The sequence below is a fragment of the Mesorhizobium sp. M0217 genome (genome assembly GCF_040321955.1).
Taxonomy (GTDB): domain Bacteria; phylum Pseudomonadota; class Alphaproteobacteria; order Rhizobiales; family Rhizobiaceae; genus Mesorhizobium.
On the sequence record NZ_JAMYSN010000001.1, the window covers coordinates 601,664 to 626,113 of the forward strand.

Here is a 24,450-nt window from a genome sequence, read left to right on the forward strand (position 1 = left end):
GTTTTTCTAGCTGGCCGATTGAACTGACTTTCCCATTGCGTGTCGCCGGGAACCCTTGGCCTCCTCGGGTTCCAGGTCAGAAAAAATGCCCGTGAGCAGATCCGCCCATTTCCGCTGCCCGGTCTCGCCGGAGATCTCGTCGTTGCGGATTTCGATCATTGCGCAGGCAAGGCCGCGCGAGCGTGCATGGCGCTCCAAAGTGAAATATACGCGGTCGGCCGGCGAATAGGGCTCGTTGATGCCGACAGTGACGCCGGAGAGCCGCTGCAGCGCCGCTATCAGCGGCGACGCCAGCCGGCGGTCGTCATCATGGATGATGCCGATATGCCAGGGCCGGTTCTTGCCCTTGTAGACCGGCGTGAAGGAATGCACCGACACCAGCCGGGTGTCCTGCCCACGCGCCTGCCGGTCGTCGATGATCGATGCGATCGTGTCGTGGAACGGCCGCCACGACAAAGCGATGCGCTCGGCGCGCTCACTGTCCGACAGGCCGGCATTGCCCGGAATGGCCGTCGTCTCGCTGACCGGCGGCACCAGGTCCGGTGCGTCGAGCGGACGGTTGCAGTCGATTATCAGGCGCGAGATGCGGGTTTCGATGAGCGTCGCATCGAGGGCGGTCGCGATGCGGCGCGCCACCGGCAGCGCGCCGGGGTCCCAGGCGATGTGGCGGGAGAGGTCCTCGGCCGGCAGGCCAAGCGTGCCGAATTCGGACGGCAGGAAGTTGGAAGCGTGGTCGCAGGTCAGCACGAAAGGGCTGGACCCGCCGGGGTTCGTCACCCCTACGGTATCAGACGATGCAAGGCTGGCGGGCCGTGCTCTCTCCATAGTCTGCCGTCCCCTGGGGAGCGCTGTATCTTATGTTACGTATTTTGCCTCATTGCGTCCCTGTGGATGATTTCATACAGTTTGTCCGGCTTTGTCAAATGCGATTTCGGGGAAGCGGTCTGGACGGGCTCAGGGGTGGGGAAAACGATGATTTCCAGCATTGCCGAACTGATTTCGGACCGCATCGGCACGATGCCGGCCGGCGAGCGCCGCGCCGCGCAGACACTGATTGCGAACTATCCGCTGATCGGGCTGAAGACGGTCGCCGAGTTCTCGACCGCCGCCGGCGTATCGTCGCCGACCATCCTGCGCTTTGTCTCCAGGCTGGGGTTCCAGAACTATCCCGAATTCCAGTCGGCGCTGCAGGACGAACTGGCGGCGCAATTGCAGTCGCCGGCATCGCGCACGCTCAACCCGGCCTCCCCAAGCGGTGCAGTATCGCCAATGCTGGAGGCGACGCTGGACAATATGCGCGAGACCTTCAGGCATCTCTCCGACAGACAGCTTGCCGACATCGCCGCAAGGCTTGCCGACCGGCGCGGCAAGACATTCCTGATCGGCGGCCGCTTCACCGATCCGTTGGCACGCTACATGGCCGCCCATCTCGCCATCATCCAGCCCGATGTCTATCACCTTGCCGGCCAGGAGAGCATCTGGCGCGACCGGCTGATCGACATGGGCAAGCGCGACGTGCTGGTGATCTTCGACATCAGGCGCTATCAGGACAGTCTGGTCCGCTTTGCCCAGACCGCGCATCAGCGCGGCGTTCAGATCGTGCTGTTCACCGACCAGTGGCTATCGCCGATCGCCCGCTTCGCCCGCCATGTCATTGCCGGACGCACCGCCGTGCCTTCGGCGTGGGACTCTTCCGCCGCTCTGTTCGTTGTCGCCGAGACGCTGATCGGCGCCGTCACCAGGCAGCTCGAGGCCGACAGCGCCAGGCGCATCCGCGACCTCGAAAGCCTGCGCTGACACGCTCAATCCCCGCCGCAAGTGCGCAAAATTACGCAGATTTAATGTGCATGGAAGCGGCAGAATTGCCATAAAGCCATGATATTGCGGCGGCTTCGCACATACCGGGTGCGTCGCTGCGCGTTTTTTTGCTTGGCGAAACCGGTAGACGTTTTGCCAACCGGAGTGTCGATGGCCGCCTGGAAACAGATCGTTTTTGCGCTTGTGATCCTGGTCGCGGCTGTCCTCGCCTGGGCGCGATTCTTCCCGGGCGCGCCGGAGGTTCTAGCACGCTGGGGCATCGACTGGACCTATGCTTCGGCGCCCGCCACAACCGGTGCGGTCGACACGACAAAACAGGCAGGCGGCCGCAACGCTGCCGGCCGCCCGGCAAATGTCGTCGCCTTGCCGGCGACCACCGCCACCATCAACGATCGCCTGCAGGCGATCGGCACCGGCCGCGCCAACGCCTCGGTGACGGTCAACCCATACAGCTCTGGGCGCCTCGTTGAATTTCTCGTCCAATCCGGCACCCGCGTCGACAAGGGGCAGATCATCGCTGTTCTCGATTCCGAGACCGAGGTGATCTCGCAAGATCGTGCCAAGCTTGCCTTGCAGGATGCCCAGGACAAGCTCGAGCGGGTGAAATCATTGAGGGCCTCCAACGCCGCGACCCCGGTCGCCGTCGCCGATGCCCAAGTGGTGCTGGCCGGCGCCAAACTGGCGCTGCAGGATGCCGAACTCGCCTTGCAGCGTCGTTCGATCGTCGCCCCTATCGCCGGCACGGTCGGCATCCTGCCGATATCGGCCGGCAATTACGTCACCAGCCAGTCGGCGATCGCCACGCTTGACGACCGCTCCTCCATCCTGGTCGATTTCCTGGTGCCCGAGCGCTTCGCCGCCGCCGTCAAGGTCGGCGCGCAACTGTCGGCGACGCCGATCGCCAATCCGAGCAAGGCCTATACCGGCACTGTGTCGGCCATCGACAACCACATCGACGAAAAGAGCCGCACCCTGCTGGTCAAGGCTGCAATCGCCAATCCGGCGGATTCGCTGCGCGCCGGCATGTCGTTCGGCATCACCATGCGCTTCCCCGGCGACACCTATCCGGCCGTCAGCCCGCTGGCAATCCTGTGGGGTTCCGACGGCGCCTATGTCTGGCAGGTCGAGGACGGCAAGGCCAGGCGCGTTCCCGTGCGCATCATCCAGCGCAACACTGAGACGGTGCTGATCGACGCTGAGATCGAGGATGGCGACATGGTCGTCACCGAAGGCACCCAGAGCGTCAGCGAAGGCGGCGCGGTCCGCATCGCCGGCCAGGATCAGCGCGCCGCGGAAGCTGCCGAAGGCTCATGACTGCACCCGTCAGCACCGCCAGCGAAACCGGCTTCACCGCACTCTTCATCCGCAGGCCGGTTATGGCCTTCGTGCTGAACACGCTGATCGCAGTGGCCGGCCTTGCCGCTTTCTATGGCGTCGAAATCCGCGAACTGCCCGATGTCGACCGCGCCGTGGTCACCGTGTCGACGGCCTTCGAGGGTGCCGCCGCCGAAACCGTCGACCGTGAACTGACCGACACCATCGAGGGCGCGGTCGCCCGCGTCTCCGGCGTCAAGTCGATCTCGTCGACCTCTTCCTTCGGCCAGAGCCGCGTCACCATCGAGTTCAACGACGGCGTCGATTTGAACGTCGCCGCCTCCGACGTGCGCGACGCGGTCGGCCGTGTCGCCAACATGATACCGGAGACCGCCGACCCGCCGCGCATCGTCAAGGCCGATGCCAATTCCGATGCCGTGATGCGACTGGCCGTCACCTCCGACACCATGTCGGTGCAGGACATGACGGTGATCGTCCAGGACCAGATCGAGGACGAACTGGCTGCCGTGCCTGGCGTCGCCGACGTTCAGGTCTATGGCGACCGCGACAAGATCTTCCGCATCGATGTCGACCAGAACAAGCTCGCCAGCCTCGGCTTCACTGTCGCCGATCTGAGGGCAGCGCTTGCCTCGGTCGCTTTCGATTCACCAGCCGGTTCGATCACCACCACCAACCAGGATCTCATCGTCCGCACCACGGCCGATGTGACGACGCCGGAAGAATTCGAAAACATCATCATCGGCGGCACGACGCGCATCCGCGACGTCGCCACCGTCACGCTCGGTCCCGACATCGGCCAGACCTCGTTGCGCTCCGACGGCAAGACCGGCATTGGCCTTGGCATCATCCGTCAGGCGGAATCGAACACGCTGGATATTTCCACCGGAGTGAAAGCAGCCGTCGCCAAGCTGCAGGAAAACCTGCCCAAGGGCATGTCGATCAAGATCACCAGCGACGACGCAGTCTTCGTCAACGGCGCCGTGCACGAGGTCGAGATCGCGCTCGGCCTGTCGATCTCCATGGTGCTGATCGTCATCTACATCTTCCTGCTCGACTGGCGCGCGACGCTGATCCCTGGTCTGTCAATGCCGGTCGCCATGATCGGCACCATCGCCGCCATCTATCTCGCAGGCTTCTCCATCAACATTCTGACGCTTCTGGCGCTGGTGCTGGCGACCGGCCTTGTCGTCGACGACGCCATCGTCGTTTTGGAAAACATCGTGCGACGGCGCAACGAAGGCATGGGGCCTCGTGCCGCCGCCGTGCTCGGCGCCCAAGAAGTGTTCTTCGCAGTCATCGCCACGACGCTGACGCTCGTTGCCGTTTTCGTGCCGATCTCCTTCCTGCCGGGACAGACCGGCGGCCTGTTTCGCGAATTCGGCTTCGTCCTCGCCATGTCGGTGCTGCTCTCCTGCGTGGTGGCGCTGACGCTGTGCCCGATGCTGGCCTCGCGCATGTTGACCGGCGCATCGCTCCACCATGAAGGCGGTCACGGCATTGGCGCGCGCGTCGGTGGCGCGCTGAACGCGGCCTACAAGCGCGCCTTGCATGCCTGCCTCGGCGCGCCGTGGATCGTGCTGCTGGTTGCGGTGCTGTTTGCGGGCGTCGCCTTCAGCCTGTTCGGCACCATCCGCCAGGAACTGACGCCGAGCGAGGACCGCGCCGTCGTGCTGTTGCGCATCAACGCGCCGCAAGGCGTCAGCCTCGATTACACCACGCAGCAGATGCAGAAGATCGAGCGGCTGATCCAGCCGCTGCGCGATTCCGGCGAGATCGTCTCGACCTTCGAAAACGCCGGCCAGAACGGCGCCTACAATTCCGGCTTCATGGTGATGACGCTGGCGCCGTGGGACGAGCGCACGCGCAGCCAGCAGGAGATCATGGCGCAGATAAGCCAGCTGACCCGGCAGGTGCCATCCGTGCGCATCTTCCCGGTGCAGGCCAATAGCCTCGGCATTCGCGGCGCCGGCAACGGCCTGCAATTCGCGCTGGTCGGCAACGACCGCAAGGCGCTCGGCGACGCGGCGGTGAAGATCATCGCCCGGATGCAGGCCGATCCGCGCTTCCAGACGCCGCGGCTTTCCATCGACCCGACGCAGCCGCAGCTGGCGGTGGCCATAGACCGCGAGCGCGCCTCCGATCTCGGCATCGACATATCAGGGCTCGCCAACACCTTGCAGGCGATGCTCGACGGCAACGATGTCGTCGATGTCTACATCGCCGACCGCAGCTATGGCGTGAAGCTGGTCTCGACCACCAACCCGATCAATGATCCGACCGATCTGGAAAACATCTTCCTGAAGACCGCCGACGGCCGCTTCGTGCCAATGTCGACCATCGCCACGCTGACCGAGCGCGCCGTGCCGCCGTCGCTGACCCGCGAACAGCAGCAGCCTTCGGTGGCGATCACCTCGAACCTGAACGGCAATTTCGCACTGGGTGACGCGCTCGGCGTTGCCGAGCAGATCGCCGCCCCGCTGCTGCCGCCGGGCAGCCGCGTCCTGCCGCTGGCCGAAGCCGCGACGCTCGGCGAGACCAACAGCGCCATGATCACCATTTTCGGCTTCGCGCTGGTCATCATCCTCCTGGTGCTTGCCGCCCAGTTCGAAAGCTTCGTCAGCGCCGTCATCATCATGGCGACGGTCCCGCTCGGCCTTGCCTGCGCAATCTTTGCGCTGCTTTTGTCAGGCACCAGCCTCAATGCCTACAGCCAGATCGGCCTCGTGCTTCTGGTCGGCGTCATGGCCAAGAACGGCATCCTCATCGTCGAATTCGCCAACCAGCTGCGCGACCGCGGCCTCGGCGTGCGCGAGGCGATCGAGCAGGCCTCGATCATCCGCCTGCGGCCGGTGATGATGACGATGATCTGCACCATCCTCGGCGGGGTCCCGCTGGTGTTGGCCGCCGGCGCCGGTGCCGAAGCGCGCATCGCGCTCGGCTGGGTCATCGTCGGCGGGCTGGGTCTCGCCACCGTCTCGACGCTTTTCCTGACCCCGGTCGCCTACCTCCTGCTCGGCCGCTTCGTCACGCCGAAGACGCATGAGGAAGCGAGGCTGAAGCGGGAGCTTGAGGAAGCGGCGTACGCCAATGTCGAGCCGGCGGAGTAGCTCCGCTTACCCTCCCCCTTGTGGGGAGGGTCGGACCGCAGGTCCGGGGTGGGGGTGCAGCGCCAACTAACGTCGGTCCAGCGCTCCCGCGAATAACAGAGGTAGGAGCCAAGACCCCCACCCCGACGAAAGAGCAAAATTGCTCTTCGTCGACCCTCCCCACAAGGGGGAGGGTAGAAAGTCACGGCCTGATAAACACCTTCCCGTTCGGCTTGGCCAGCTCCGCCGGGACCTTCGCCATCGCCTCATCCAGCGGTAGCACCGCCGTCACGTCGGTTGACCAGCGCCCATCCGAAAAGCGCTTCTGTGCTTCCATGATCGCCGGGCCGCGCTTGTCGCGGAACTGGCGCATCCATTCGACCAGCCAGAAGCCTTCAATGTGCTTGTGTTGGAAGATCATCTGGCCGGGCTCACGGATGACAGTGGTGTCCGGATCGAGCCGTCCATAGATGATCCAGCGCGAGCGCTTCGGCATGGCGTCGAAGATCGCCGAGGCCACCGGCCCGGTCACGGCATCGAGGAAGATGCGCGGCTGCTCGGCCTTGACCACATCGCGTAGTGCTGCCTTGAATTCCGGCGCCTTCTCGTTGAGCACATGGGCAGCCCCGATCTCCTTCAACAGCGGAATCTGCTCGTCGCGGCGCACGGTGACGATCGGCCGGAACCCAGCCTCCTTGGCGAGACCCGCGATCAGCTTGCAAAGCTGGCTGGCGCCGGCGGTCATGATGAAGGCTTTTTCGCCCGTCTCCTTGACGATGTCGAACATGGCGAGCGCCGTGAGCGGGTTGACGATCATCGCCGCGCCATCCTCGTCGCGGACCGTGTCGAGCAGCGGAATGCAGCCGGCAGCTTCGGCAACTGCATAGTCCGCCCACGCGCCCCAATTGGTGACGCCGGTGGTGAAGGCGATGCGCTTGCCGATCAGGCTTTTCGCATAGGGCTCGTCGCCGCTGGCAACGACCGTGCCGACACCCTCGAAGCCGGCCGGCTGGCCCTTGGCGCGCGGCTGACCGTACTGGCCCTTGATGAACATGACGTCGGACGGGTTGATCGAGGCGAGGCTGACCTTGATTAGAACCTGGCTCGGTCCGGGCGTCGGCACGCCGATGCTGCCAAGCTTGAGGTACGGCTCCATCGCCTCCAGCGCACTGCCGGAGGGCGTCCTGGTGTAGCCGTCGCCGGTCAGCAGCAGTGCTTTCATGTCTGAGGGGATCGCCATGGCGGGGCTCCTTACAGTTTGAGGATGAGCTTGCCGGATGCGCCACGGCCAAGCACGCGCGTCACCACGGCGGCGGCATCGGCCAGCGGATAAGTGCCTTCGATGGCCGGCCGAACCTTGCCGGCGAGATGCCAGCCGACCAGCGCCTTCAGATTGTCGGCATGGACGAGCTGGTCGAGCGGCGCGAAATCGCGGGCGATAATGGCCTTCATCCGCTCAGACCTTTTCCTGCGTGTATTTCCTGAGTTCCGTACGCGCCACCTGCCGGCGGTGCACCGCGTCCGGCCCGTCGGCAAGGCGCAGGGTTCGCAGATGCGTCCATGAGCGTGCCAGCGGCGTGTCCTGGCTGATGCCTTGCGCCCCGAACATCTGCACGGCCTCGTCGGTGACCTTGAGCGCGACGCGCGGTGCGATGACCTTGATCTGGCTGATCCAGGGCGCGGCTGCGCGCGCATCGCCCTGGTCGATCATCCACGCCGCCTTGAGGCAGAGCAGCCGCGCCATCTCGATCTCCATGCGGCACTCGGCGATGATATCGAAATTGGCGCCGAGCTTGGCCAATGGCTGGCCGAAGGCCTCGCGGCGCACCGAGCGCTGGCACAGCAGCTCCAGCGCCATTTCGGCTTGGCCGATGGCGCGCATGCAATGGTGAATGCGGCCGGGGCCGAGCCGCCCCTGCGCGATCTCGAACCCCCTGCCCTCGCCGAGGATCAGGTTTCCGGCCGGCACCCTGACATTGTCGAAGCGGAGGTGCATGTGGCCGTGCGGCGCGTCGTCATCGCCATAGACCTGCATCGGTCGAAGCTTGATCACGCCCTTGGTGTCGGACGGCACCAGGATCATCGAATGGCGGCGGTGCTGCGGCTCGGCTTCGCCGCCGGTGCGGACCATGACAATGTAGATGGCGCAGCGCGGGTCCCCGGCCCCCGACGCCCACCATTTCTCACCGTTGAGTGCATAGTCGTCGCCTCGCCGTTCGCAGCGCATGGCGATGTTGGTGGCGTCGGAGGAAGCGACGTCCGGCTCGGTCATCAGATAGGCCGAGCGGATCTTGCCCTCGAGCAGCGGCTCAAGCCATGCCTGCTTGTGGTCGTCCGAGCCGTAGCGCTCCAGCACCTCCATATTGCCGGTGTCGGGCGCCGAGCAGTTGAAGGTCTCGGCGCCGAGATGCGCCTTGCCCATCTCCTCGGCGAGGTAGGCGTATTCGACCGTCGAGAGACCATAGCCGCGCTCGGACCCGGTCAGCCAGAAATTCCACAGGCCGCGCTCCTTGGCCGTCTTCTTCAATCCCTCGAGGATCTCGGTCTGCCGCGCGGTGTAGACCCAGCGGTCGCCGCCCTTGCCGACCTCACTCAAAAAATCATGATCGAGCGGCATGATCTCATCGCGCACCATGGCGGCGACACGGGCGTGGATCGGCTTCAGCCGCTCGGTCATGCCGAGATTCATGTCCGCCATCGGTCTCCAACCCTTTCACGCATCTGGGCACTTTACCCGTGGCAAGGATGACCGTACTTCGGGTAGCCTTGTCAACGCGAGCCCCTTTCGCCCCGGACCGTGAGCAGAAAAGCGCGGAGGAATTCCGATGAGCTATCTGGAAGAACTGTTCTCAGTCGCCGGCAAGACAGCGCTGGTGACGGGAGCCGCGACCGGCATCGGCCGCATGGTGGCGACCGCTTTGGTCCAAGCCGGCGCCACCGTGATGATCGCTTCACGCAAGGGCGAGGATTGCATCAAGGTCGCCGCTGAGTTGAACGGGCTCGGCGGCTCCGGCAGTGCCGAAGGTTTCGCCGGTGACGTCTCGAGCGAAGCCGGCATTGCCGCGCTGGTCAGCGAGGTCAAGGCGCGCACCGAGAAGCTGCACATTCTGGTCAACAATGCCGGCATATCCTGGGGTGCCTCCCTGGAGGATTTTCCCTATAGCGGCTGGGCCAAGGTGTTCGCCGTCAACGTCACCGCCGTCTTCCATCTGACGCGCGAATTGCTGCCGCTGCTGGAAGCCGCCGCGAGCGATGCCGATCCGGCCCGCGTCATCAATCTGGGCTCGGTGATGGGCACGCAGCCGCTGGCCGACGACGCCTATTCCTATACCGCGTCCAAAGGCGCCGTTCACCACCTGACGCGCACGCTGGCGATCGAGCTCGCGGCGCGGCGCATCACCGTCAACGCCTTCGCGCCCGGCCCCTTCCAGAGCCGGATGACCGCCTTTGCCACCGGCACCGAAGAAAAGGCCAGACATGTCGGCAGCCATGTGCCGATCGGACGTATCGGCGTGGCGGATGACATCGGCGGCGCAACGCTCTATTTGTGCAGCCGCGCCGGCTCCTATGTCACCGGCGCCATCCTGCCGATCGACGGCGGGCAGTCGGTGCAGCATGGGCTGACACTGTTCAAGGAATGAGCCGCGGTCGGCGGCAAGGGGAGGACACCGCAGTGGAACCGATCAGTCTCGATGTGCTTCTGGCCAGCGTCGGCAAGGAAGTCGGCGTCTCGCCATGGCGCGAGGTCACACAGACCATGATCGACCAGTTCGCCGACGCCACCGACGACCACCAGTTCATCCATTGCGACCCCGAGCGGGCCAAAAACGAGACGCCGTTCGGCGGCACCATCGCGCATGGCTTCCTGTCGTTGTCGCTGCTCTCGGCGATGACCTTCGAGACCATGCCGCCGCTGGAAAAGGGCAAGATGGGCGTCAACCACGGTTTCGATTCGCTGCGCTTCCTGGCGCCGGTGAAGACCGGCGCGCGCATCCGCACCCGCTTCGTGCTGGCCGACGTCAAGGTCAGGCCGTCGGGCTGGGTGCAGACGGCGCATGACGTGACCATCGAGATCGAAGGCTCGAAGAAGCCGGCGCTGACCGCGCGCTGGCTGACGCTGACGCTGATCGAGCGTGAGCCGGAGACCGCATGAGCGACGCCAATACGCTCGACCAGACAGCGCTAGCCCCTTACCTCGAGGCGCACATCCCTGGTTTTGCACGGCTTTCCGCAATCGAAAAATTCAAATCCGGCCAGTCGAACCCGACCTATCTGCTGACCGCGGCCAGCGGCCGCTATGTCCTGCGCGCCAAGCCGCCGGGCCAGTTGCTGAAATCGGCGCATCAGGTCGACCGCGAATTCACGGTCATGAAGGCGCTGGCCGGCACCGCCGTGCCGGTGCCGGCGATGCTGCATCTGTCGGCGGAGGCGACGCCGATCGGCCGCATGTTCTACGTCATGGATTTTCTCGACGGCCGCATCTTCTGGGATCCGGCAGTGCCGGAGGCCGCTGGCAACGATGAGCGCGCCGCCCTCTACGATGCCATGAACGCCACCCTGGCCGCCCTGCACGACGTCGATGTCGAGGCGGTCGGGCTCGGCGATTTCGGCAAACCCGGCAATTACTTCGAACGCCAGCTGGCACGCTGGACCAGCCAGTACCGCGCCTCGGAGACCGGCACGGTCGCCGACATGGACCTGCTGATCGCGTGGCTGGAGACGCATATTCCGGCCGATGACGGCCGAAAATCTCTCGTGCATGGCGACTACCGGCTGGACAACATGATCTTCGCGCACAATGAGCCGAAAGTGCTGGCCGTGCTCGACTGGGAACTGTCGACACTCGGCGATCCCTTCGCCGACATCGCCTATCAATGCATGCAATGGCGCCTGCCGCACGCCTCGGGCTTTCGCGGTCTTGGCGGCGTCGACCGCGCCGCCCTCGGCCTTCCTTCCGAGGACGCGTACGTCGCCGCCTATTGCCGGCGGCGCGGGCTGGGCGGCATCGACAATTGGAGCTTCTTCCTCGCCTTCTCCTTCTTCCGCTTGGCGGCCATCTGTCAGGGCGTCTACAAACGGGCGCTCGACGGCAACGCCTCCAATCCCGAAAAGGCCAGGACCTATGGCGAAGCGGTGAAGCTGCTGTCGCACCTTGCCGCCAAGCTGATCGACCGAACCTGAGTAGACAATGAGATAGTGTGGTCGGCGCGATTTGATGACAGATCGGATCAGTTCCGTTCCCCGACCGGGGAGCAAGCCCACACGGAGGCGGTGGCAACCGGCCTGGAAACAGGACGCAAACCGATCACCGTCTGTAGACAGAGCATGATGCCGAAAAGTGTGAAGCGGTTTTCGGACGACATCATGCTCTATCTATTTGATTTAGAGCCGGATTCAGATTCAGGTCAATTCGACCTGAAATCATCCGGCTCTAGCGCGCATCGCTGGAAATGAACTTCATGTGCCGGCTGACTTGCAGGGCGATGTAGACGACCAGCGAGCATCCGATCGGAAACACGATCTCAATGAGGCCGGTGGCGACAGCCTGCGGCAATGCCAGCGCAATGTCCTTGGCTGCGGCGGTCTCGATCGTCAGCGCCGTGATCCCGCCGCCGAACACCGCGCCGGCCAAGGCACCCGCCAGCATGAAATGCAGCGAGCGAGGTTTTTCCTTGGATGCCAGCGAAGCCAGCATCCAGCCCAGCAAGCCATACTCGATCGCCCGCAACATACCGAGCGTGGTGAGCGACAGGATCACGGGCTTTGCCGATACATCAAGCGCGCTCACCATCACCTTTTGCGTACCTTTGGCGATGCCCATGGCCAGCGGCCCCGAGATCATGGCGATAAGGCCGCCAAGCGAGGCTCGCACCTTGGTGATCGCCGTGCCGAGGCTGACGCCGGCGCAGACGAAGAATGACCAGGTCACGCCTTGCGCCAAGTCTATCAGAACCTGGGTCGGGGCCGGGTGCGAACCTGCCGCAAATCCGGCAGTCAGAATAAGCGCTTCCATGGCGAAGCCGATTGCGATCGCCAGCCATGCGACTATCACGACTCGCCTGAGCGCCAGCCTTGCGCCATGAGAAAGTGGATGTGCGCCCGGCAGCCCGGACGAAAGCTCTATCGCAGCCATAGAGGCCCCCGAAAACCGAAATTTCTTGCAGAGCCGCCAGATAGGCTTTGTTTGTAACAGTCCGATGTTGCCTGCGTGCGCCCAGGTTACACATGCTGTGACATAGATGCCGGCGAAATGGACCAGACGGGCACGACTATTCGAGAGAAAGCTTGAGGTCGCTTTTTGATGTCCCTGACAGCGCCCTTGCCCGTTTCCGTACAGCGTATATATTCAGTCATGCACAACCAACCAAAGGCACCGGATCTTGCCACTGAGCGTTCAGAAACGCCGCGAGAAACAAAAGGCCGAACTGCGTTCCGAACTGCTCGACGCAGCCCACAAGCTCGTCAAGGAAGAGGGCTATGAAGGCCTGACCATCCGCAAGTTGGCCAAGCGGGTCGGCTATGCTCCGATGTCGGTCTATTCCTACTTCGCCGACAAGCAAGACATCCTGTTTGCGCTGGCCGAGGATGCCTTCGAAACACTTGCCCGCCGCATCGAGGAGCATCCTTCCGACGATCCGATCGAGGCCTTGCGTGCGGTGATGACCGAATATGCCGCCTTCGGGCTCGGCAACCCCAACGAATACCGCACCGTGTTCATGACCGAAAAGACCAAGCTGCCGGAAGGCAGAAGCTATGAGGACATGGAAGAGGCCAACCCGGCGATGAAAGCGCTGATATCCAGGGTCGAGGCCTGCGTTGCTGCAGGCAAGCTGCAGGGCGATCCGCGCGCCATCGCCACCATGCTTTGGGCAGTCGGCCACGGCACCATCTCGCTTTTGATCACGTTCCCGTTCTACCCCTTCGGGGATCCGCAGGCTTTCGTGACGCGGATGTGCGATTTCACACTCGCCACGCTCAGCACTCAGAATGTGCCGCCGCTGACCGAGACCCCGGTCGACTGCTGAGCATCCCCGCCCCTCCAATTCAACGTCCGGCCTGACAGCTTCGGCTGTGTCAGTGCGCCGCAATTTTCGGCATTCAAAAAAATTTGTCGTACGCGTACGCTTTTCGACTTGAAAACCCATTTCGGTGGGCGTATGTGTACGTTGTATCGTACATGTACGAAAAGAATTTAACCGATGGAGACAGACATGAACAAGACCCTTCTCGCTCTCGCCACCGTGCTGGCTCTCTCCGGCTCGGCTTTCGCCGCCAACAACACACACTCGACCAAGCAGGCCCCCGCCGCCACCTGCGTCGACACCACGACCAATGCCAAGCTCGATTGCGCCGTGACCGGCTCGGTCGAAAAGTCCGACGTCAAGGCCAAGAGCCCGCGTCTCGGCATCGAGATCAACCCATGGATCGTGCCGAGCACGTTCTAAGTTGATCGGGCTCGACCACAGCACAACGATTAATTTAAGGGCGGCAGGATAATCCCGGCCGCCCGTTTTTTCCTCAGCGCCCCCATTTCCTCAGCGCAAGCCGGCTTTTCCTGAGTTCAAACCTGGCGTAGCCGAACGGGTTATTTCTTGCGCGGTTTGCGACCCGGCACCGTCTTGGCCTTGCCGGGTCTTGCCGGCGCGCCTGGGATGGCGGTCGAGGTGATCGACACCGGATCGCTGGCCGGAAACGTGTCCTCGAGGCCTTCCTCGAGTTCCTCTTCTTCGGCAGTCACCTCGTGATGCTGCTCATGTTCGAGTGAGCGCACGGCGGACGTCTTGCCAGCTGACTTCGGCGGCGCTTTCGACGGCATCGTATGTTCTCCCTGATGGGGGAAGCAGAACGGCTTGACCCGTCAAACGTTCCTACGCCGCCGCGTCGCTGGCTGCTTCCGACAGGAAAGTAAAGACATAGTCCGAGAAGGAACGCCAGCACTCGACCCGGAAAGCGTCGGCTGCCGTGCGCAACAGCAGGATTTCGCACTTGCCGAGAATGGTGCGCGACGCCGCGCCCACCGGAAAAGCCTCGAGCGACAAATCCTGCGGGCAGCCTGCATTGATCGCGGCGGCAGCCGCCGGGCCGGTGACGGCGAAGGCGACGTTGCGGTGCGAGATGCCGACCGCCGAATGCAATGCGGCAACCCCAGCACGATCGGCCAGCGGATCCTTGCCAGCCTCGTCGATGACCAGCCACTCGTCAGGGCCAAGCCACAGCGCCGTGCGCCCTGTCTTCGACGCCGAAGTTTTCGGCTGCTTCGGCAAGGTCAGGCCGAGCGCCTTCGACAGCGCCGCGACGGAAGCCTCCGGCGCGCGCAGCGACATGCGCTCCGCCGGCGGCAGCACCTCGACCTTGACATCCGTTGCGGAAACGACGCGTTCAGCCAGGGCCGGGCGGCGCTCGACCGACGGCGCTGCAGCTGGGGCCGTCTTCTTTGCAGCAGCCTTAGCCATTGAGGCGCCCTCCCGTCTCGTCGAAGAACACCATGCCGGTAACCTCCACTTCGATCATCCCGTTCGGCATCGGCACATAGAGCGTGTCGCCCATCCGGTCGCGCCCGCCGGCAACCAGCGCCAGCGCGATCGAGCGACCGCAATTTTCCGACCAGTAGCTGGATGTGACGTGACCGATCATCTTCATCGGGATCGCCTGCTTCGGGTCGGCGACGATCTGCGCGCCTTCCTCAAGCACCACTTTCGGGTCCTTGGTCTTCAAGCCGACCAGCTGCTTGCGGCCCTTGGCGACCAGATCGGGCCGCGTCAGGCCGCGGATGCCGACGAAGTCGGTCTTCTTCTTGCCGACCGCCCAGTCGAGCCCGGCATCGTTCGGCGTCACCGTGCCGTCCGTGTCCTGGCCGACGATGATGTAGCCCTTTTCGGCGCGCAGCACGTGCATCGCCTCGGTGCCGTAAGCGGCGGCGCCATGCTTTTGGCCTTCGGCCCACAGCGCTTCCCAGACGGCCTGGCCGTGATCGGCCGGCACGTTGACTTCAAAACCGCGCTCGCCGGTGAACGACATGCGAAACAGCCTGGTCGGCACGCCGCAGATCTTGCCTTCGCGCACCGACATATGCGGCAGCGCCTCGTCCGACATGTCGATGCCTTCGACCAGCGGTGCAATGGTGTCTCGCGACTTCGGCCCCTGCACGGCGATGACCGCCCATTGTTCGGTGATTGACGTCAGCCAGACATTCAGATGCGGGAACTCGGTCTGGAGATAGTCCTCCATGTGGTTCATGACACGCGGCGCGCCACCGGTTGTCGTCGTCACATGGAAACGATCCGGCGCCAGTCGGCCGACGACGCCGTCATCATAGATGAAGCCGTCCTCGCGCAGCATGATGCCATAGCGGCAGCGGCCGGGCTCAAGCTTCTCCCATGGATTGGTATAGAGCAGTTCCATGAACCTGGCCGCATCCGGTCCGACCACTTCGATCTTGCCCAGCGTCGAGGCATCGAACAGGCCGGCATTGCTGCGCACAGCGACGCATTCGCGGTCGACCGCCTTGTGCATGTCCTCGCCGGGTTTGGGGAAATACCAGGCGCGCTTCCACTGGCCGACATCCTCGAACACCGCGCCTTGAGCTTCCGCCCAGGGATGGATCGCGGTCTTGCGTGTCGGGTCGAACAGCGGACCGCGCGAATGGCTGACGATCGCGCCGAAAGTGACAGGCGTATAGGGTGCGCGGAACGTGGTCAGCCCGACCTCGGGGATCGGCTTGCCCAGCGTCTCGGCGGCAATCGCCAGGCCGTGCATGTTGGAGGTCTTGCCCTGGTCGGTCGCCATGCCGTTGGTGGTGAAGCGCTTGACGTGCTCGATCGAGCGCATGCCTTCATGCACCGCCTGGCGGATGTCCTTGGCGGTGACGTCGTTCTGGAAATCGACGAAGGCCTTGACCGTCTTGTCCGGCCCGGCGCCGGGCGCCGCGCCCAGCATGCCGCGCGACCAGCTTTCCGACGCGTCGACCTTCGGCTTAACGCCCTTGGCCACTTTGCCGCCCGCATCCTTCGCCGCCTTGGCGCCGGCCGCATAGGCTTCGTCGATCGACGCCGAGAGCCCATCCGTACCGTTGCAGGCGCCGACCGAAACGCAGTCCTGCGCATAGATGCCCGGCACGAAGCGCTTGGTCTCGTCATTGAAGGCGACCTTGCCGCGCGACTGTGAGAACAAATGCACCGACGGCGTCCAGCCGGCCGACATCAGGATGGCGTCGACCGGAATGGTGCGCTCGCCGCCCCCATTCTTCGGCTGCACCGTCATCGAGGTCACGCGCAACTTGCCGCCGGCGCGGATCACCGCGCGGCCGAAATTGACCTCGATCCCGAGCGCCCTCGCCTCGTCGATCACAGGTCCGGTCGGATGGTCGCGCAGGTCAACGATCGCCGCCACGTTGACGCCGGCCTTCTTCAGGTCGATCGCGGCGGAGTAGGCCGAGTCATTGGCGGTGTAGACGCCGACATTTTTGCCGACCGCGACACCGTACTGGTTGAGATAAGTCCGCGCCGCCGAGGCCAGCATGATGCCGGGCCGGTCATTGTCGGCAAACACCATATGGCGTTCGATGGCGCCGGTCGCCAGCACCACGCGCTTGGCGCGTACCTGCCATAGGCGCTCGCGCGGCAAATCGTGGCCGGGGTTTTGCAGATGGTCGCTGACCCGCTCGACCAGGCCGACGAAATTCTGCGCGTAATAGCCGAACGCCGTCGTGCGCGAGAGCACACGGACATTGTCCATGGCGGCAAGCTTGGCTACCGCTGCTTGCGCCCAGCCAAAGCCGTCATGGCCGTCTATCCTGGCGCCGCTCTCGAAACGCAGGCTGCCGCCGAAGCCGGCCTGCTCGTCGACGAGGATGACACGCGCGCCGGTTTCGGCAGCGGCAAGCGCTGCCGCGATGCCGGCCGCACCGCCGCCCAGCACCAGCACGTCGCAATGCGCATAGCGCGAGGAATAATGGTCGGGATCTGGCTTGTCGGGCGAAACGCCGAGACCCGCCGCGGCGCGGATCTTCGGCTCGTAGAGACTCTTCCAGGCCGCCTTCGGCCACATGAAGGTCTTGTAGTAGAAACCGGCCGAAAACAGCGGCGATGCCAGATCGTTGACCGCGCCGACGTCGAAGGCGAGCGACGGCCAGCGGTTTTGCGAGTTGGCGACGAGCCCGTCATAGAGCTCCTGCACCGTGGCGCGGATGTTGGGCGCCTTGCGTGCCGCGTCGCGCTTGACCTCGACCAGCGCATTTGGCTCTTCCGCTCCGGCCGACAGGAAGCCGCGCGGACGGTGATACTTGAACGAACGTCCCACCAGATGCACGCCATTGGCAAGCAGCGCCGAGGCCAGCGTGTCGCCTTCGATGCCGGTGTAAGACTGGCCGTCGAAAGAGAACCGCGCGGTCTTGGCCTGGCTGAGACGGCCGGCGCTCGGAATGCGGAACGCGCCGCTCATTTGGAAGCCATTTCGTTGGAGTTTTTGGGCAGCTTGGACGGTTTCGGCTCGCCGGCTTTGTAAGTCATGACGAACTTGTCGGTGACGGTGTCGCGCACCGCGTTGAAGAAACGCGCGCAGCCATGGATGTGGCGCCAGCGCTCATAGATGATGCCCTTGGGGTTCGAGCGGATGAAGAAGAACTTTTCGAAGTCGTCGTCGCTCTCGCCCGCCATGTTGGCCGAACGCGCAATATGCGCCTCGCCGGCGTTACGGAACTCGAGCTCCGGGCGCTCTTCCTCGCAATAGGGGCAGCGGATGAGAAGCATTATCGTTCGTTCCTACAATTCGCCGTGGCCGACATGCGCGCCGGCCGGTTGGTTGCAAAGCCTCTGGCCCATCGCCGCAAAAGGCGCGACGAGCCGAATGCGCTCCTCTACACTTGCGGCGGGGCGAAACAGCTCGCGATACGCCATGTTGCCGATCGTGAGCTGAAACGGATCGGTCGTTACGATGACGCTGCGCGCATCGAATGTGTCGTCCTCGCCGAGATCGGAGGGCCTGTTCTCCATGAAGATGACCACCTTCTGGCCACCGCTCCACACGCATGCCAGAATGCCGGCGTCGATCGAAAACGGCCAATTGGCTTCGTTGCCGGCGCGGCTGATCGGCTGCGTCCGCACCTCGTCCGGTGACGGAAAATGGAACAGGTCCTGCTCCCCCGCCAGCACCAGCGGCACCGCTACAGCCGGTTCCACCATCATCAGTGCGCCACCGCCGCCGCTGCTGCCTCGTCGATGAGGCGCCCGGTGCGGAAGCGCTCGATGGTGAAGGGCGCGTTGATCGGATGCGGATCGTCCTTGGCAATCGTGTGGGCAAAGACATGGCCTGAGCCGGGCGTTGCCTTGAAGCCGCCCGTGCCCCAGCCGCAATTGACATAGAGGCCTGATACCGGCGTCTTGGCCAGGATCGGCGAACGGTCGGGCGTCACGTCGACGATGCCGCCCCACGAGCGCAGCATCTTCATGCGGGTGAAGATCGGGAACATCTCGCAGATGGCGTCCAGCGTATGCTGCAAAATGTGCAGGCCGCCGGTCTGCGAATAGGAGACATACTGGTCGGTGCCGGCGCCGATCACCAGCTCGCCCTTGTCGGACTGCGAGATGTAGGCGTGCACCGTGTTCGACATCACCACGCAAGGCACCACCGGCTTGACCGGCTCCGACACCAGCGCCTGCAGCGGATAGCTTTCCAGCGGCATGCGCACGCCCGCCATGTTCATGATCACCGAGGAGTGGCCTGCAGCCACCACGCCGACCTTCTTGGCGCCGATGAAGCCGCGCGTCGTGTCGACGCCCATGACCGCGCCATTGGCCGCCCGCTTGACGCCGGTGACCTCGCAATTCTGGATGATGTGCACGCCGCGCGCCGAAGCGCCGCGCGCATAGCCCCAGGCCACCGCATCGTGACGCGCCGTGCCGCCTCGCCGCTGCAAGGCGGCGCCGACGACGGGATAGCGCGCCTGCCTGGAAATGTTGAGCGGCGGGCAGAATTCCTTCGCCTGCTCAGGCGTCAGCCATTCATTGTCGATGCCGTTGAGACGGTTGGCATGGACATGGCGCTTCAGCACCTGGATGTCGTGCACATTGTGCGCCAGCATCATGACGCCGCGCGCCGAATACATGACGTTGTAGTTGAGTTCCTGGGAGAGCCCATCCCACAGCTTCAGCGCATGGTCGTAAATGCCGGCGCTCTCGTCGTAAAGGTAGTTGGAGCGGATGATGGTGGTGTTGCGCCCGGTGTTGCCGCCGCCTAGCCAGCCCTTTTCCAGCACCGCGACATTGGTGATGCCGTGCACGGTGGCGAGATAGTAGGCGGTGGCCAGGCCATGACCGCCGGCGCCGACGATGATGACGTCATATTCCTTCTTCGGCTCCGGCGAGGACCATTGTTCCTCCCAGCCCTTGTGGCCGCGCATGGCCTCGCGGGCGATGGCGAATACCGAATATTTTTTCAACGTTCCAGCCTCGCAAATGGCGATGGGGTATTTTACGCAGCCCCGGCGCGCGAGGTGTATCACTAGCGAAACGGCGCTTCCACCCTTGCGCTGTTTGCGACGGCGCTTGCCGTTTTGCGCCGCGGTGGAAAAGACCTGCCCGGGCTGGCAGGCATGGCTGCGTTCGGACACACTGGCGATCGCGAGACTCTGGAGGACGGATATGGGCAACGCCTGGTGGAATCTAACCTTGCGTTTCCTGCTGGAACTTGCCGCCTTGCTTGGCCTCGGCTTTGCCGGCTGGAGCCTCTCCGGCGGATGGTGGCGCTGGCTCTTCGCCTTGGCCTTGCCGTTCATTGCAGCTGCGCTGTGGGGAACCTTCGCGGTGCGCGGCGATCCGAGCCGGTCCGGACGCGCGCCGGTTCCTGTACCAGGCGCAGTCAGGCTGGTGCTTGAACTGGCCATCCTGTTTGGCGGTGCAGCCGGATTCTATGCCGCCGGTCACACAACCACGGGCGTTGTCATCACGCTGCTCATCGCCATCAGCTACGCATTTTCGCTCGATCGCCTCGGCTGGCTGCTGAAGCAATAGTCCGGCGCGCGGCGCTTGTGCCGCTGCGAAGCCATTCAGCAAGTCGAGCACGTATCGGGTGGCTAGCACCGTCCCGAACTGCGATCAACATCCCGGGTGCCGGCACAGCCGGCGCGATGAAAGGATGCAAAAAATGTTCGCACTCACCAATAAAATAGCGATCGTCACCGGCGCCAGTTCCGGCATCGGCCGCGCCACCGCAAAACTCTTCGCCGAAGAAGGCGCCAGGGTCGTCATCGCCGCCCGCCGCCAGGCCGAACTCGATGCGCTGGTCGTCGAAATCGAGGACGCCGACGGCACGGCAGTCGCGCTTGCCGGCGATGTCCGCGACGAAGCCTATGCAAAAGCCCTCGTCGATCTCGCCGTCGAAAAATTCGGCGGGCTCGATATCGCCTTCAACAATGTCGGCTCCGTCGGAACGATGGGTCCGATTTCGGAACTGTCGCTGGACGGATGGCGCGAGACGCTCGACGCCAATCTGACCAGCGCCTTTCTCGGCGCGAAATACCAGGTGCCGGCGATGGTCGAACGCGGCGGCGGATCGCTGATCTTCACCTCGACCTTCGTCGGTCACACAGTCGGCATGCCGGGCATGACCAGCTATGCCGCCAGCAAGGCCGGACTGATCGGCCTGACGCAGGTGCTGGCCGCCGAATACGGCCCCAGGGGCGTGCGGGTCAACGCGCTGATGCCGGGTGGCACCGACACCCCGTCGGCAACATTCAAGACGCCGGAATCACGCGCTTTCGTGGAAAACCTGCATGCCTTGAAACGTGTCGCTGTGCCTGAAGAGATCGCCCGCGCTGCGCTCTTCCTGGCATCGGATGCGTCGAGCTTCACCACAGGATCGGCGCTGTTTGCCGATGGCGGCGTCTCGATCACCCGGACGTGAAGCATTTCGCGGGTCATCGCCCGCGCCGATCAGCCATAGAACCCGAAACCGGACTTGCTTTTTCCTCGCGATTTGGCGATTCGGTTTCGGGTGAGGAGGACGGACATGCTGCTGATCAGGACCTATGTCGCCCAGAGCGCAATCGAAGGCGTCGGCGTGTTCGCCGCCGAGCCGATCAGGAAGGGCGCCTCGATCTGGCGGCTCGATCCGGATTTCGACCGGCTGATCCCGATGGACAAATACGAGGCGGCGCCGCCGCACCTCAAGGAATTGCTCGACCGCTATGCCTATCCGAGCCCCGACCGTCCCGGCTTCATGGTCTATGAAGTCGATAATGGCCGCTTCATGAACCACGCCGAGCGGCCGAACACGGATTTTTCGCAATATGGCGGCGCCACCGCCACTCGAGATATATCAGCCGGCGAGGAAATTACCTGCGATTACGGCGAATTCTTCGAGGATTTCGCACGGCTCCATCTGGCCAGCGCCTAGTTGGCGCCCTATCTCGGGGCTGCCGTGGCAAATTGGCGGTTGTCCTTCATTTCCAGTGTGGACAGCGCGGCCTGATTCTGCTATCAGCCGCCACAATTCGTGGTGTAAAGCGCCGCGGAGGCATGTGGCTATGGTCACTTGCCTGTTGATATCAAACCCGAAAGACAGGATTGCCCGTGCAGGTACTCGTCCGCGACAATAACGTTGATCAGGCGCTTCGCGCTCTCAAAAAGAAGATGCAGCGCGAAGGCATTTTCCGCGAAATGAAGATGCGCGGCCATTACGAGAAGCCTTCCGAGAAGCGCGCCCGTGAAAAGGCCGAAGCCGTTCGCCGCGCCCGCAAGCTGGCCCGCAAGCGCGCCCAGCGCGAAGGCCTGCTGCCGATGACGCCGCGCCCGGTTGCTGCCGGCGCCGCCGGTGGTCCTGGTGGTGCTCCGCGTCCGCCGCGGTTCTGACGCCAATTTTTCGTCCTTTTCGAAGGATACTCTGAGGTGGCGCGATGCGGAATCGCCGCCACCTTTTTGTTTGGAGCGCCGCCATTCTGTTGGAGGCCGTTCCCTTGAACGCGCAAACGGCGTTCTAGATTTTGTTACGACAATCTGTGACCCGGCCCGGAGGGGGACCTGGACGGCGCGGCTGAAGTGAGGACAGGGCAGACATGAACGCAATCGGCGTAGAGCGCAAAACCACAATGCGCGGTTTGGCCCTGGCGGCAGCCCTGATGTCCGGCCTGGTGCTTGCCGGTTGCCAGAGCGTTCCGACCGGCGAATTCAACAACATCGACAAGGCGCAAGGCTCAAGCGAGAACATCTCCTCGCTGTCGGCGGTGATCCAGCGCAATCCGCAGGATCCGGAAGGCTACAATGTGCGCGGCTCGGCCTATGGCCGTGGCGGCCAGTACCAGGCGGCGCTGAAGGATTTCGACACCGCCATCCAGCTCAACCCGAATTTCTACCAGGCCTATTCGAACCGGGCACTGATCCAGCGCTTCCTCGGCAACCAGGCGGCCGCCCTTGCCGACTACAACCGCTCGATCCAGATCAATGCAAATTATGACGCCGCCTATATCGGCCGCGGCAACCTCTATCGCAAGGCCGGCCAGACCCAGCAGGCCTTCAACGATTTCCAGAAGGCGATCCAGCTCGACACCACGGATGCCCGCGCCTATCACAATCGCGGCCTGATCTATCAAAGCCAGGGCCAGCACAAGTTTGCCATCGAGGATTTCTCGACCGCCATCTCCCTGGCGCCGGACGCGGCCGAACCCTATAACGGCCGCGGCCTCTCCTATCTCGCCATGAATGACGAGGACAACGCCTTCTCCGACTTCAACATGGCCATCAAGCTCGACGGCAAGAACGCCGAAGCCTGGTCCAACCAGGCGCTGATCTACGAGCGCCGCGGCGACAAGGTCAAGGCCTCGAAGGCCTACCGCGAAGCCGTCCATCTCGACCCGACCTACCAGCCGGCCAAGGACGGCCTGTCGCGCACCGCGGGCGCCCCCGCGGGCTGATCTCCCCCGGCCGCGCCGCCATCGGCGGCCTTTTATAACAACGTTCTATTCCTGATGCAGTGCGCCGCGTGAGCGGTTTCTCCCAAGGGAAAGCGCAGAGCGCTTCCCCTTGAGATTGCGTATCCAGAAAACCCCACTATCACCCAATCTTAACCACCAGGGGCAAAGCGTTAACCCCTGCCTTGATCGCGCCAAGTTTTCAGCGGAACGCTCCGGGCCATTCAACCGTTGTTGAAGGCATTTTCGAAAGGACTGACCCATGATCAAGAAAATCATCTGTGCCGCGGCACTTGCCACGACGCTGCTTGCCGTTCCCGCCAGCGCCGGCAAGCTTCAGCTCGGCACGCTCGATTGCACCATCGACGGCGGCGTCGGTTACGTCATCACGTCGAACAAGGGCGTCGACTGCACGTTCCGCCCTTATCACCATGGGCCGTCCGAGAAATACACGGGGATGATCTCCAAGCTCGGCGTCGATCTCGGCCAGACGCATCAGGGCCAGCTGGTGTGGGCGGTTCTGGCCGCCACCCGCGGCCATGACGAGGGCGACCTTGCCGGCCATTATTACGGCGTCAACGCCGAGGCGAGCGTGGTGACCGGCGGCGGCGCCAATCTGCTGGTCGGCGGGCTGGACGGCGCCTTTGTGCTGGAGCCGCTCAGCGTCCAGGCGCAGACCGGCGTCAATGTAGCGGTCGCCGTGACCTCCCTGGAGCTGATCCACTCGTTCAAATAAGCATGGGCAAATAAGGATCGACTGATCCCTCTACGCGCGGCGCGGAACAGGTTACTGTTTCGCGCCGCATGCTTTTTGGGGGATCCGCCGTGCTGAAACCAGCCATCGCCGCCGCTATCACCATCATCTGTACCGCCCAGGCCCAAGCGCAAGGCCAGGGTATCGAACTCGGTGTGCTCGATTGCGCCATCGGCGGCGGCACCGGCTTCATCTTCGGCTCCAGCAAGGATCTGAGCTGCACCTTCACGCCGGCCGACAAGAGCTTTTCGCCGGAAGCCTATTTCGGCGCCGTCAACAAATACGGGCTCGACATCGGCACCACCAAGCAGACCGTCATGCAATGGCTGGTGCTGACGCCGCTGAGGAACATCTATGCGCCCGGCGCGTTGGCCGGCGACTATATCGGCGCCAGCGCCGAAGTGACCGCGGCGGTCGGCGCCGGCGCCAATCTCCTGGTCGGCGGCTCCTCGCAGGCCTTCACCCTGCAGCCGCTCAGCCTGCAGACGCAGACCGGTATCAACATTGCGATCGGCGTCAGCCAGTTTCAGCTGCGCAGCATTGAGAACTGACCGGCG

The 24,450-nt window shown here is 63.9% G+C and carries 26 protein-coding genes; 15 read left to right on the forward strand and 11 right to left on the reverse strand.

Features of this window, described 5'->3' with window-relative positions; translation table 11 throughout:
- Positions 1-6: 6 nt before the first annotated feature.
- Positions 7-825, reverse strand: coding sequence for an N-formylglutamate amidohydrolase (locus tag NKJ18_RS02970; RefSeq protein WP_023671161.1), 819 nt, complete (start codon positions 823-825; stop codon positions 7-9).
- Between the two features lie 147 nt (positions 826-972).
- Between NKJ18_RS02970 and NKJ18_RS02975 the strand changes: the two genes are divergently transcribed.
- The 3 genes from NKJ18_RS02975 (at position 973) to NKJ18_RS02985 (ending at position 6,260) form a co-directional block, all read left to right on the forward strand.
- Positions 973-1,797, forward strand: coding sequence for a MurR/RpiR family transcriptional regulator (locus tag NKJ18_RS02975; protein ID WP_023671160.1), 825 nt, complete (start codon positions 973-975; stop codon positions 1,795-1,797).
- A 171-nt stretch (positions 1,798-1,968) separates the two neighbouring features.
- Positions 1,969-3,132 carry an efflux RND transporter periplasmic adaptor subunit gene (locus tag NKJ18_RS02980; protein WP_023691844.1) on the forward strand — a complete coding sequence of 388 codons (1,164 nt, stop codon included), beginning with the start codon at positions 1,969-1,971 and terminating at the stop codon, positions 3,130-3,132.
- The gene (locus NKJ18_RS02985; protein WP_023704042.1) at positions 3,129-6,260 is read left to right on the forward strand and encodes an efflux RND transporter permease subunit; all 3,132 of its coding nucleotides are present in this window, start codon (positions 3,129-3,131) and stop codon (positions 6,258-6,260) included. Before NKJ18_RS02980 ends, NKJ18_RS02985 begins: the two co-directional genes overlap by 4 nt.
- A gap of 181 nt (positions 6,261-6,441) precedes the next feature.
- On the opposite strand, the gene NKJ18_RS02990 is transcribed toward NKJ18_RS02985, so the two are convergent.
- The 3 genes from NKJ18_RS02990 to NKJ18_RS03000 are packed head-to-tail and all read right to left on the reverse strand — an operon-like array spanning position 6,442 to position 8,937.
- Positions 6,442-7,479: a zinc-binding dehydrogenase gene (locus NKJ18_RS02990; RefSeq protein WP_352757786.1), complete on the reverse strand. Its 1,038-nt coding sequence runs from the start codon at positions 7,477-7,479 to the stop codon at positions 6,442-6,444.
- Positions 7,480-7,490: 11 nt separating this feature from the next.
- Positions 7,491-7,775: a zinc-binding dehydrogenase gene (locus tag NKJ18_RS02995; RefSeq protein ID WP_196813644.1), complete on the reverse strand. Its 285-nt coding sequence runs from the start codon at positions 7,773-7,775 to the stop codon at positions 7,491-7,493.
- Entirely contained in the window at positions 7,696-8,937 is a 1,242-nt protein-coding gene (locus NKJ18_RS03000; RefSeq protein WP_023725212.1) for an acyl-CoA dehydrogenase family protein, read from the reverse strand. The genes NKJ18_RS02995 and NKJ18_RS03000 overlap by 80 nt, the downstream gene beginning before the upstream one ends.
- Before the next feature lie 127 nt (positions 8,938-9,064).
- Here NKJ18_RS03000 and NKJ18_RS03005 point away from each other — a divergent pair, with 127 nt between their 5' ends.
- From NKJ18_RS03005 to NKJ18_RS03015, 3 genes are read left to right on the forward strand one after another with little or no spacing between them, the layout of a single operon-like run.
- The gene (locus NKJ18_RS03005; RefSeq protein WP_023686452.1) at positions 9,065-9,880 is read left to right on the forward strand and encodes an SDR family oxidoreductase; all 816 of its coding nucleotides are present in this window, start codon (positions 9,065-9,067) and stop codon (positions 9,878-9,880) included.
- Positions 9,877-10,392 carry a MaoC family dehydratase gene (locus NKJ18_RS03010; protein WP_280790513.1) on the forward strand — a complete coding sequence of 172 codons (516 nt, stop codon included), beginning with the start codon at positions 9,877-9,879 and terminating at the stop codon, positions 10,390-10,392. Before NKJ18_RS03005 ends, NKJ18_RS03010 begins: the two co-directional genes overlap by 4 nt.
- Positions 10,389-11,420, forward strand: a complete 1,032-nt coding sequence (locus tag NKJ18_RS03015) for a phosphotransferase family protein (RefSeq protein ID WP_023728438.1) — start codon at positions 10,389-10,391, stop codon at positions 11,418-11,420. Before NKJ18_RS03010 ends, NKJ18_RS03015 begins: the two co-directional genes overlap by 4 nt.
- A 250-nt stretch (positions 11,421-11,670) precedes the next feature.
- Here NKJ18_RS03015 and NKJ18_RS03020 read toward each other — a convergent pair whose 3' ends face one another.
- Entirely contained in the window at positions 11,671-12,372 is a 702-nt protein-coding gene (locus NKJ18_RS03020) for a hypothetical protein (RefSeq protein ID WP_023691850.1), read from the reverse strand.
- Positions 12,373-12,619: 247 nt separating this feature from the next.
- On the opposite strand from NKJ18_RS03020, the gene NKJ18_RS03025 reads away from it, so the two are divergent.
- Both NKJ18_RS03025 and NKJ18_RS03030 read left to right on the forward strand, forming a co-directional pair.
- Entirely contained in the window at positions 12,620-13,264 is a 645-nt protein-coding gene (locus tag NKJ18_RS03025; protein ID WP_023671149.1) for a TetR/AcrR family transcriptional regulator, read from the forward strand.
- Positions 13,265-13,450: 186 nt separating this feature from the next.
- Positions 13,451-13,684 carry a DUF680 domain-containing protein gene (locus NKJ18_RS03030; RefSeq protein WP_023671148.1) on the forward strand — a complete coding sequence of 78 codons (234 nt, stop codon included), beginning with the start codon at positions 13,451-13,453 and terminating at the stop codon, positions 13,682-13,684.
- Positions 13,685-13,824: 140 nt separating this feature from the next.
- On the opposite strand, the gene NKJ18_RS03035 is transcribed toward NKJ18_RS03030, so the two are convergent.
- From NKJ18_RS03035 to NKJ18_RS03060, 6 genes are read right to left on the reverse strand one after another with little or no spacing between them, the layout of a single operon-like run.
- Positions 13,825-14,055: a hypothetical protein gene (locus NKJ18_RS03035; protein WP_023691851.1), complete on the reverse strand. Its 231-nt coding sequence runs from the start codon at positions 14,053-14,055 to the stop codon at positions 13,825-13,827.
- Positions 14,056-14,107: 52 nt separating this feature from the next.
- The gene (locus NKJ18_RS03040; protein WP_023691852.1) at positions 14,108-14,692 is read right to left on the reverse strand and encodes a sarcosine oxidase subunit gamma; all 585 of its coding nucleotides are present in this window, start codon (positions 14,690-14,692) and stop codon (positions 14,108-14,110) included.
- Positions 14,685-17,678, reverse strand: coding sequence for a sarcosine oxidase subunit alpha (locus NKJ18_RS03045; protein WP_352757787.1), 2,994 nt, complete (start codon positions 17,676-17,678; stop codon positions 14,685-14,687). The genes NKJ18_RS03040 and NKJ18_RS03045 overlap by 8 nt, the downstream gene beginning before the upstream one ends.
- Positions 17,675-17,986 carry a sarcosine oxidase subunit delta gene (locus tag NKJ18_RS03050; protein ID WP_023683197.1) on the reverse strand — a complete coding sequence of 104 codons (312 nt, stop codon included), beginning with the start codon at positions 17,984-17,986 and terminating at the stop codon, positions 17,675-17,677. The genes NKJ18_RS03045 and NKJ18_RS03050 overlap by 4 nt, the downstream gene beginning before the upstream one ends.
- Before the next feature lie 12 nt (positions 17,987-17,998).
- The gene (locus NKJ18_RS03055) at positions 17,999-18,421 is read right to left on the reverse strand and encodes a hypothetical protein (RefSeq protein WP_352757788.1); all 423 of its coding nucleotides are present in this window, start codon (positions 18,419-18,421) and stop codon (positions 17,999-18,001) included.
- A complete protein-coding gene (locus NKJ18_RS03060; RefSeq protein ID WP_023686460.1) occupies positions 18,421-19,674 on the reverse strand; it encodes a sarcosine oxidase subunit beta in 1,254 nt (417 codons plus the stop codon). Before NKJ18_RS03060 ends, NKJ18_RS03055 begins: the two co-directional genes overlap by 1 nt.
- A 202-nt stretch (positions 19,675-19,876) precedes the next feature.
- Between NKJ18_RS03060 and NKJ18_RS03065 the strand changes: the two genes are divergently transcribed.
- The 7 genes from NKJ18_RS03065 to NKJ18_RS03095 all read left to right on the forward strand — a co-directional run bounded on the left by NKJ18_RS03065 (position 19,877) and on the right by NKJ18_RS03095 (position 24,444).
- A complete protein-coding gene (locus NKJ18_RS03065; RefSeq protein ID WP_023671141.1) occupies positions 19,877-20,245 on the forward strand; it encodes a YrdB family protein in 369 nt (122 codons plus the stop codon).
- A 133-nt stretch (positions 20,246-20,378) separates the two neighbouring features.
- A complete protein-coding gene (locus tag NKJ18_RS03070) occupies positions 20,379-21,137 on the forward strand; it encodes an SDR family oxidoreductase (protein ID WP_023671140.1) in 759 nt (252 codons plus the stop codon).
- A 105-nt stretch (positions 21,138-21,242) separates the two neighbouring features.
- Entirely contained in the window at positions 21,243-21,629 is a 387-nt protein-coding gene (locus NKJ18_RS03075) for an SET domain-containing protein (RefSeq protein WP_023671139.1), read from the forward strand.
- Between the two features lie 176 nt (positions 21,630-21,805).
- On the forward strand, positions 21,806-22,084 hold the full coding sequence (gene rpsU, locus NKJ18_RS03080; RefSeq protein WP_023671138.1) for a 30S ribosomal protein S21: 279 nt from the start codon (positions 21,806-21,808) through the stop codon (positions 22,082-22,084).
- Between the two features lie 203 nt (positions 22,085-22,287).
- The gene (locus NKJ18_RS03085; protein ID WP_352757789.1) at positions 22,288-23,142 is read left to right on the forward strand and encodes a tetratricopeptide repeat protein; all 855 of its coding nucleotides are present in this window, start codon (positions 22,288-22,290) and stop codon (positions 23,140-23,142) included.
- A gap of 259 nt (positions 23,143-23,401) precedes the next feature.
- Positions 23,402-23,875, forward strand: a complete 474-nt coding sequence (locus NKJ18_RS03090) for a DUF992 domain-containing protein (protein ID WP_023671136.1) — start codon at positions 23,402-23,404, stop codon at positions 23,873-23,875.
- 89 nt (positions 23,876-23,964) lie between these two features.
- Positions 23,965-24,444 (forward strand): DUF992 domain-containing protein, encoded by a 480-nt coding sequence (locus tag NKJ18_RS03095; RefSeq protein WP_023671135.1) that lies wholly within the window; start codon positions 23,965-23,967, stop codon positions 24,442-24,444.
- Positions 24,445-24,450: the final 6 nt, after the last annotated feature.

Coding starts and splice junctions, on each gene's coding strand:
- NKJ18_RS03050 (WP_023683197.1), bottom strand. CDS start 17,986: ATGCTTCTCATCCGCTGCCCCTATTGCGAGGAAGAGCGCCCGGAGCTC.
- NKJ18_RS03035 (WP_023691851.1), bottom strand. CDS start 14,055: ATGCCGTCGAAAGCGCCGCCGAAGTCAGCTGGCAAGACGTCCGCCGTG.
- NKJ18_RS03065 (WP_023671141.1), top strand. CDS start 19,877: ATGGGCAACGCCTGGTGGAATCTAACCTTGCGTTTCCTGCTGGAACTT.
- NKJ18_RS03005 (WP_023686452.1), top strand. CDS start 9,065: ATGAGCTATCTGGAAGAACTGTTCTCAGTCGCCGGCAAGACAGCGCTG.
- NKJ18_RS03085 (WP_352757789.1), top strand. CDS start 22,288: ATGAACGCAATCGGCGTAGAGCGCAAAACCACAATGCGCGGTTTGGCC.
- NKJ18_RS02970 (WP_023671161.1), bottom strand. CDS start 825: ATGGAGAGAGCACGGCCCGCCAGCCTTGCATCGTCTGATACCGTAGGG.
- NKJ18_RS02990 (WP_352757786.1), bottom strand. CDS start 7,479: ATGGCGATCCCCTCAGACATGAAAGCACTGCTGCTGACCGGCGACGGC.
- NKJ18_RS03015 (WP_023728438.1), top strand. CDS start 10,389: ATGAGCGACGCCAATACGCTCGACCAGACAGCGCTAGCCCCTTACCTC.
- NKJ18_RS03010 (WP_280790513.1), top strand. CDS start 9,877: ATGAGCCGCGGTCGGCGGCAAGGGGAGGACACCGCAGTGGAACCGATC.
- NKJ18_RS03070 (WP_023671140.1), top strand. CDS start 20,379: ATGTTCGCACTCACCAATAAAATAGCGATCGTCACCGGCGCCAGTTCC.
- NKJ18_RS03075 (WP_023671139.1), top strand. CDS start 21,243: ATGCTGCTGATCAGGACCTATGTCGCCCAGAGCGCAATCGAAGGCGTC.
- NKJ18_RS03030 (WP_023671148.1), top strand. CDS start 13,451: ATGAACAAGACCCTTCTCGCTCTCGCCACCGTGCTGGCTCTCTCCGGC.
- NKJ18_RS03020 (WP_023691850.1), bottom strand. CDS start 12,372: ATGGCTGCGATAGAGCTTTCGTCCGGGCTGCCGGGCGCACATCCACTT.
- NKJ18_RS02985 (WP_023704042.1), top strand. CDS start 3,129: ATGACTGCACCCGTCAGCACCGCCAGCGAAACCGGCTTCACCGCACTC.
- NKJ18_RS02975 (WP_023671160.1), top strand. CDS start 973: ATGATTTCCAGCATTGCCGAACTGATTTCGGACCGCATCGGCACGATG.
- NKJ18_RS03040 (WP_023691852.1), bottom strand. CDS start 14,692: ATGGCTAAGGCTGCTGCAAAGAAGACGGCCCCAGCTGCAGCGCCGTCG.
- NKJ18_RS03090 (WP_023671136.1), top strand. CDS start 23,402: ATGATCAAGAAAATCATCTGTGCCGCGGCACTTGCCACGACGCTGCTT.
- NKJ18_RS03055 (WP_352757788.1), bottom strand. CDS start 18,421: ATGATGGTGGAACCGGCTGTAGCGGTGCCGCTGGTGCTGGCGGGGGAG.
- NKJ18_RS03000 (WP_023725212.1), bottom strand. CDS start 8,937: ATGGCGGACATGAATCTCGGCATGACCGAGCGGCTGAAGCCGATCCAC.
- NKJ18_RS03045 (WP_352757787.1), bottom strand. CDS start 17,678: ATGAGCGGCGCGTTCCGCATTCCGAGCGCCGGCCGTCTCAGCCAGGCC.
- NKJ18_RS02980 (WP_023691844.1), top strand. CDS start 1,969: ATGGCCGCCTGGAAACAGATCGTTTTTGCGCTTGTGATCCTGGTCGCG.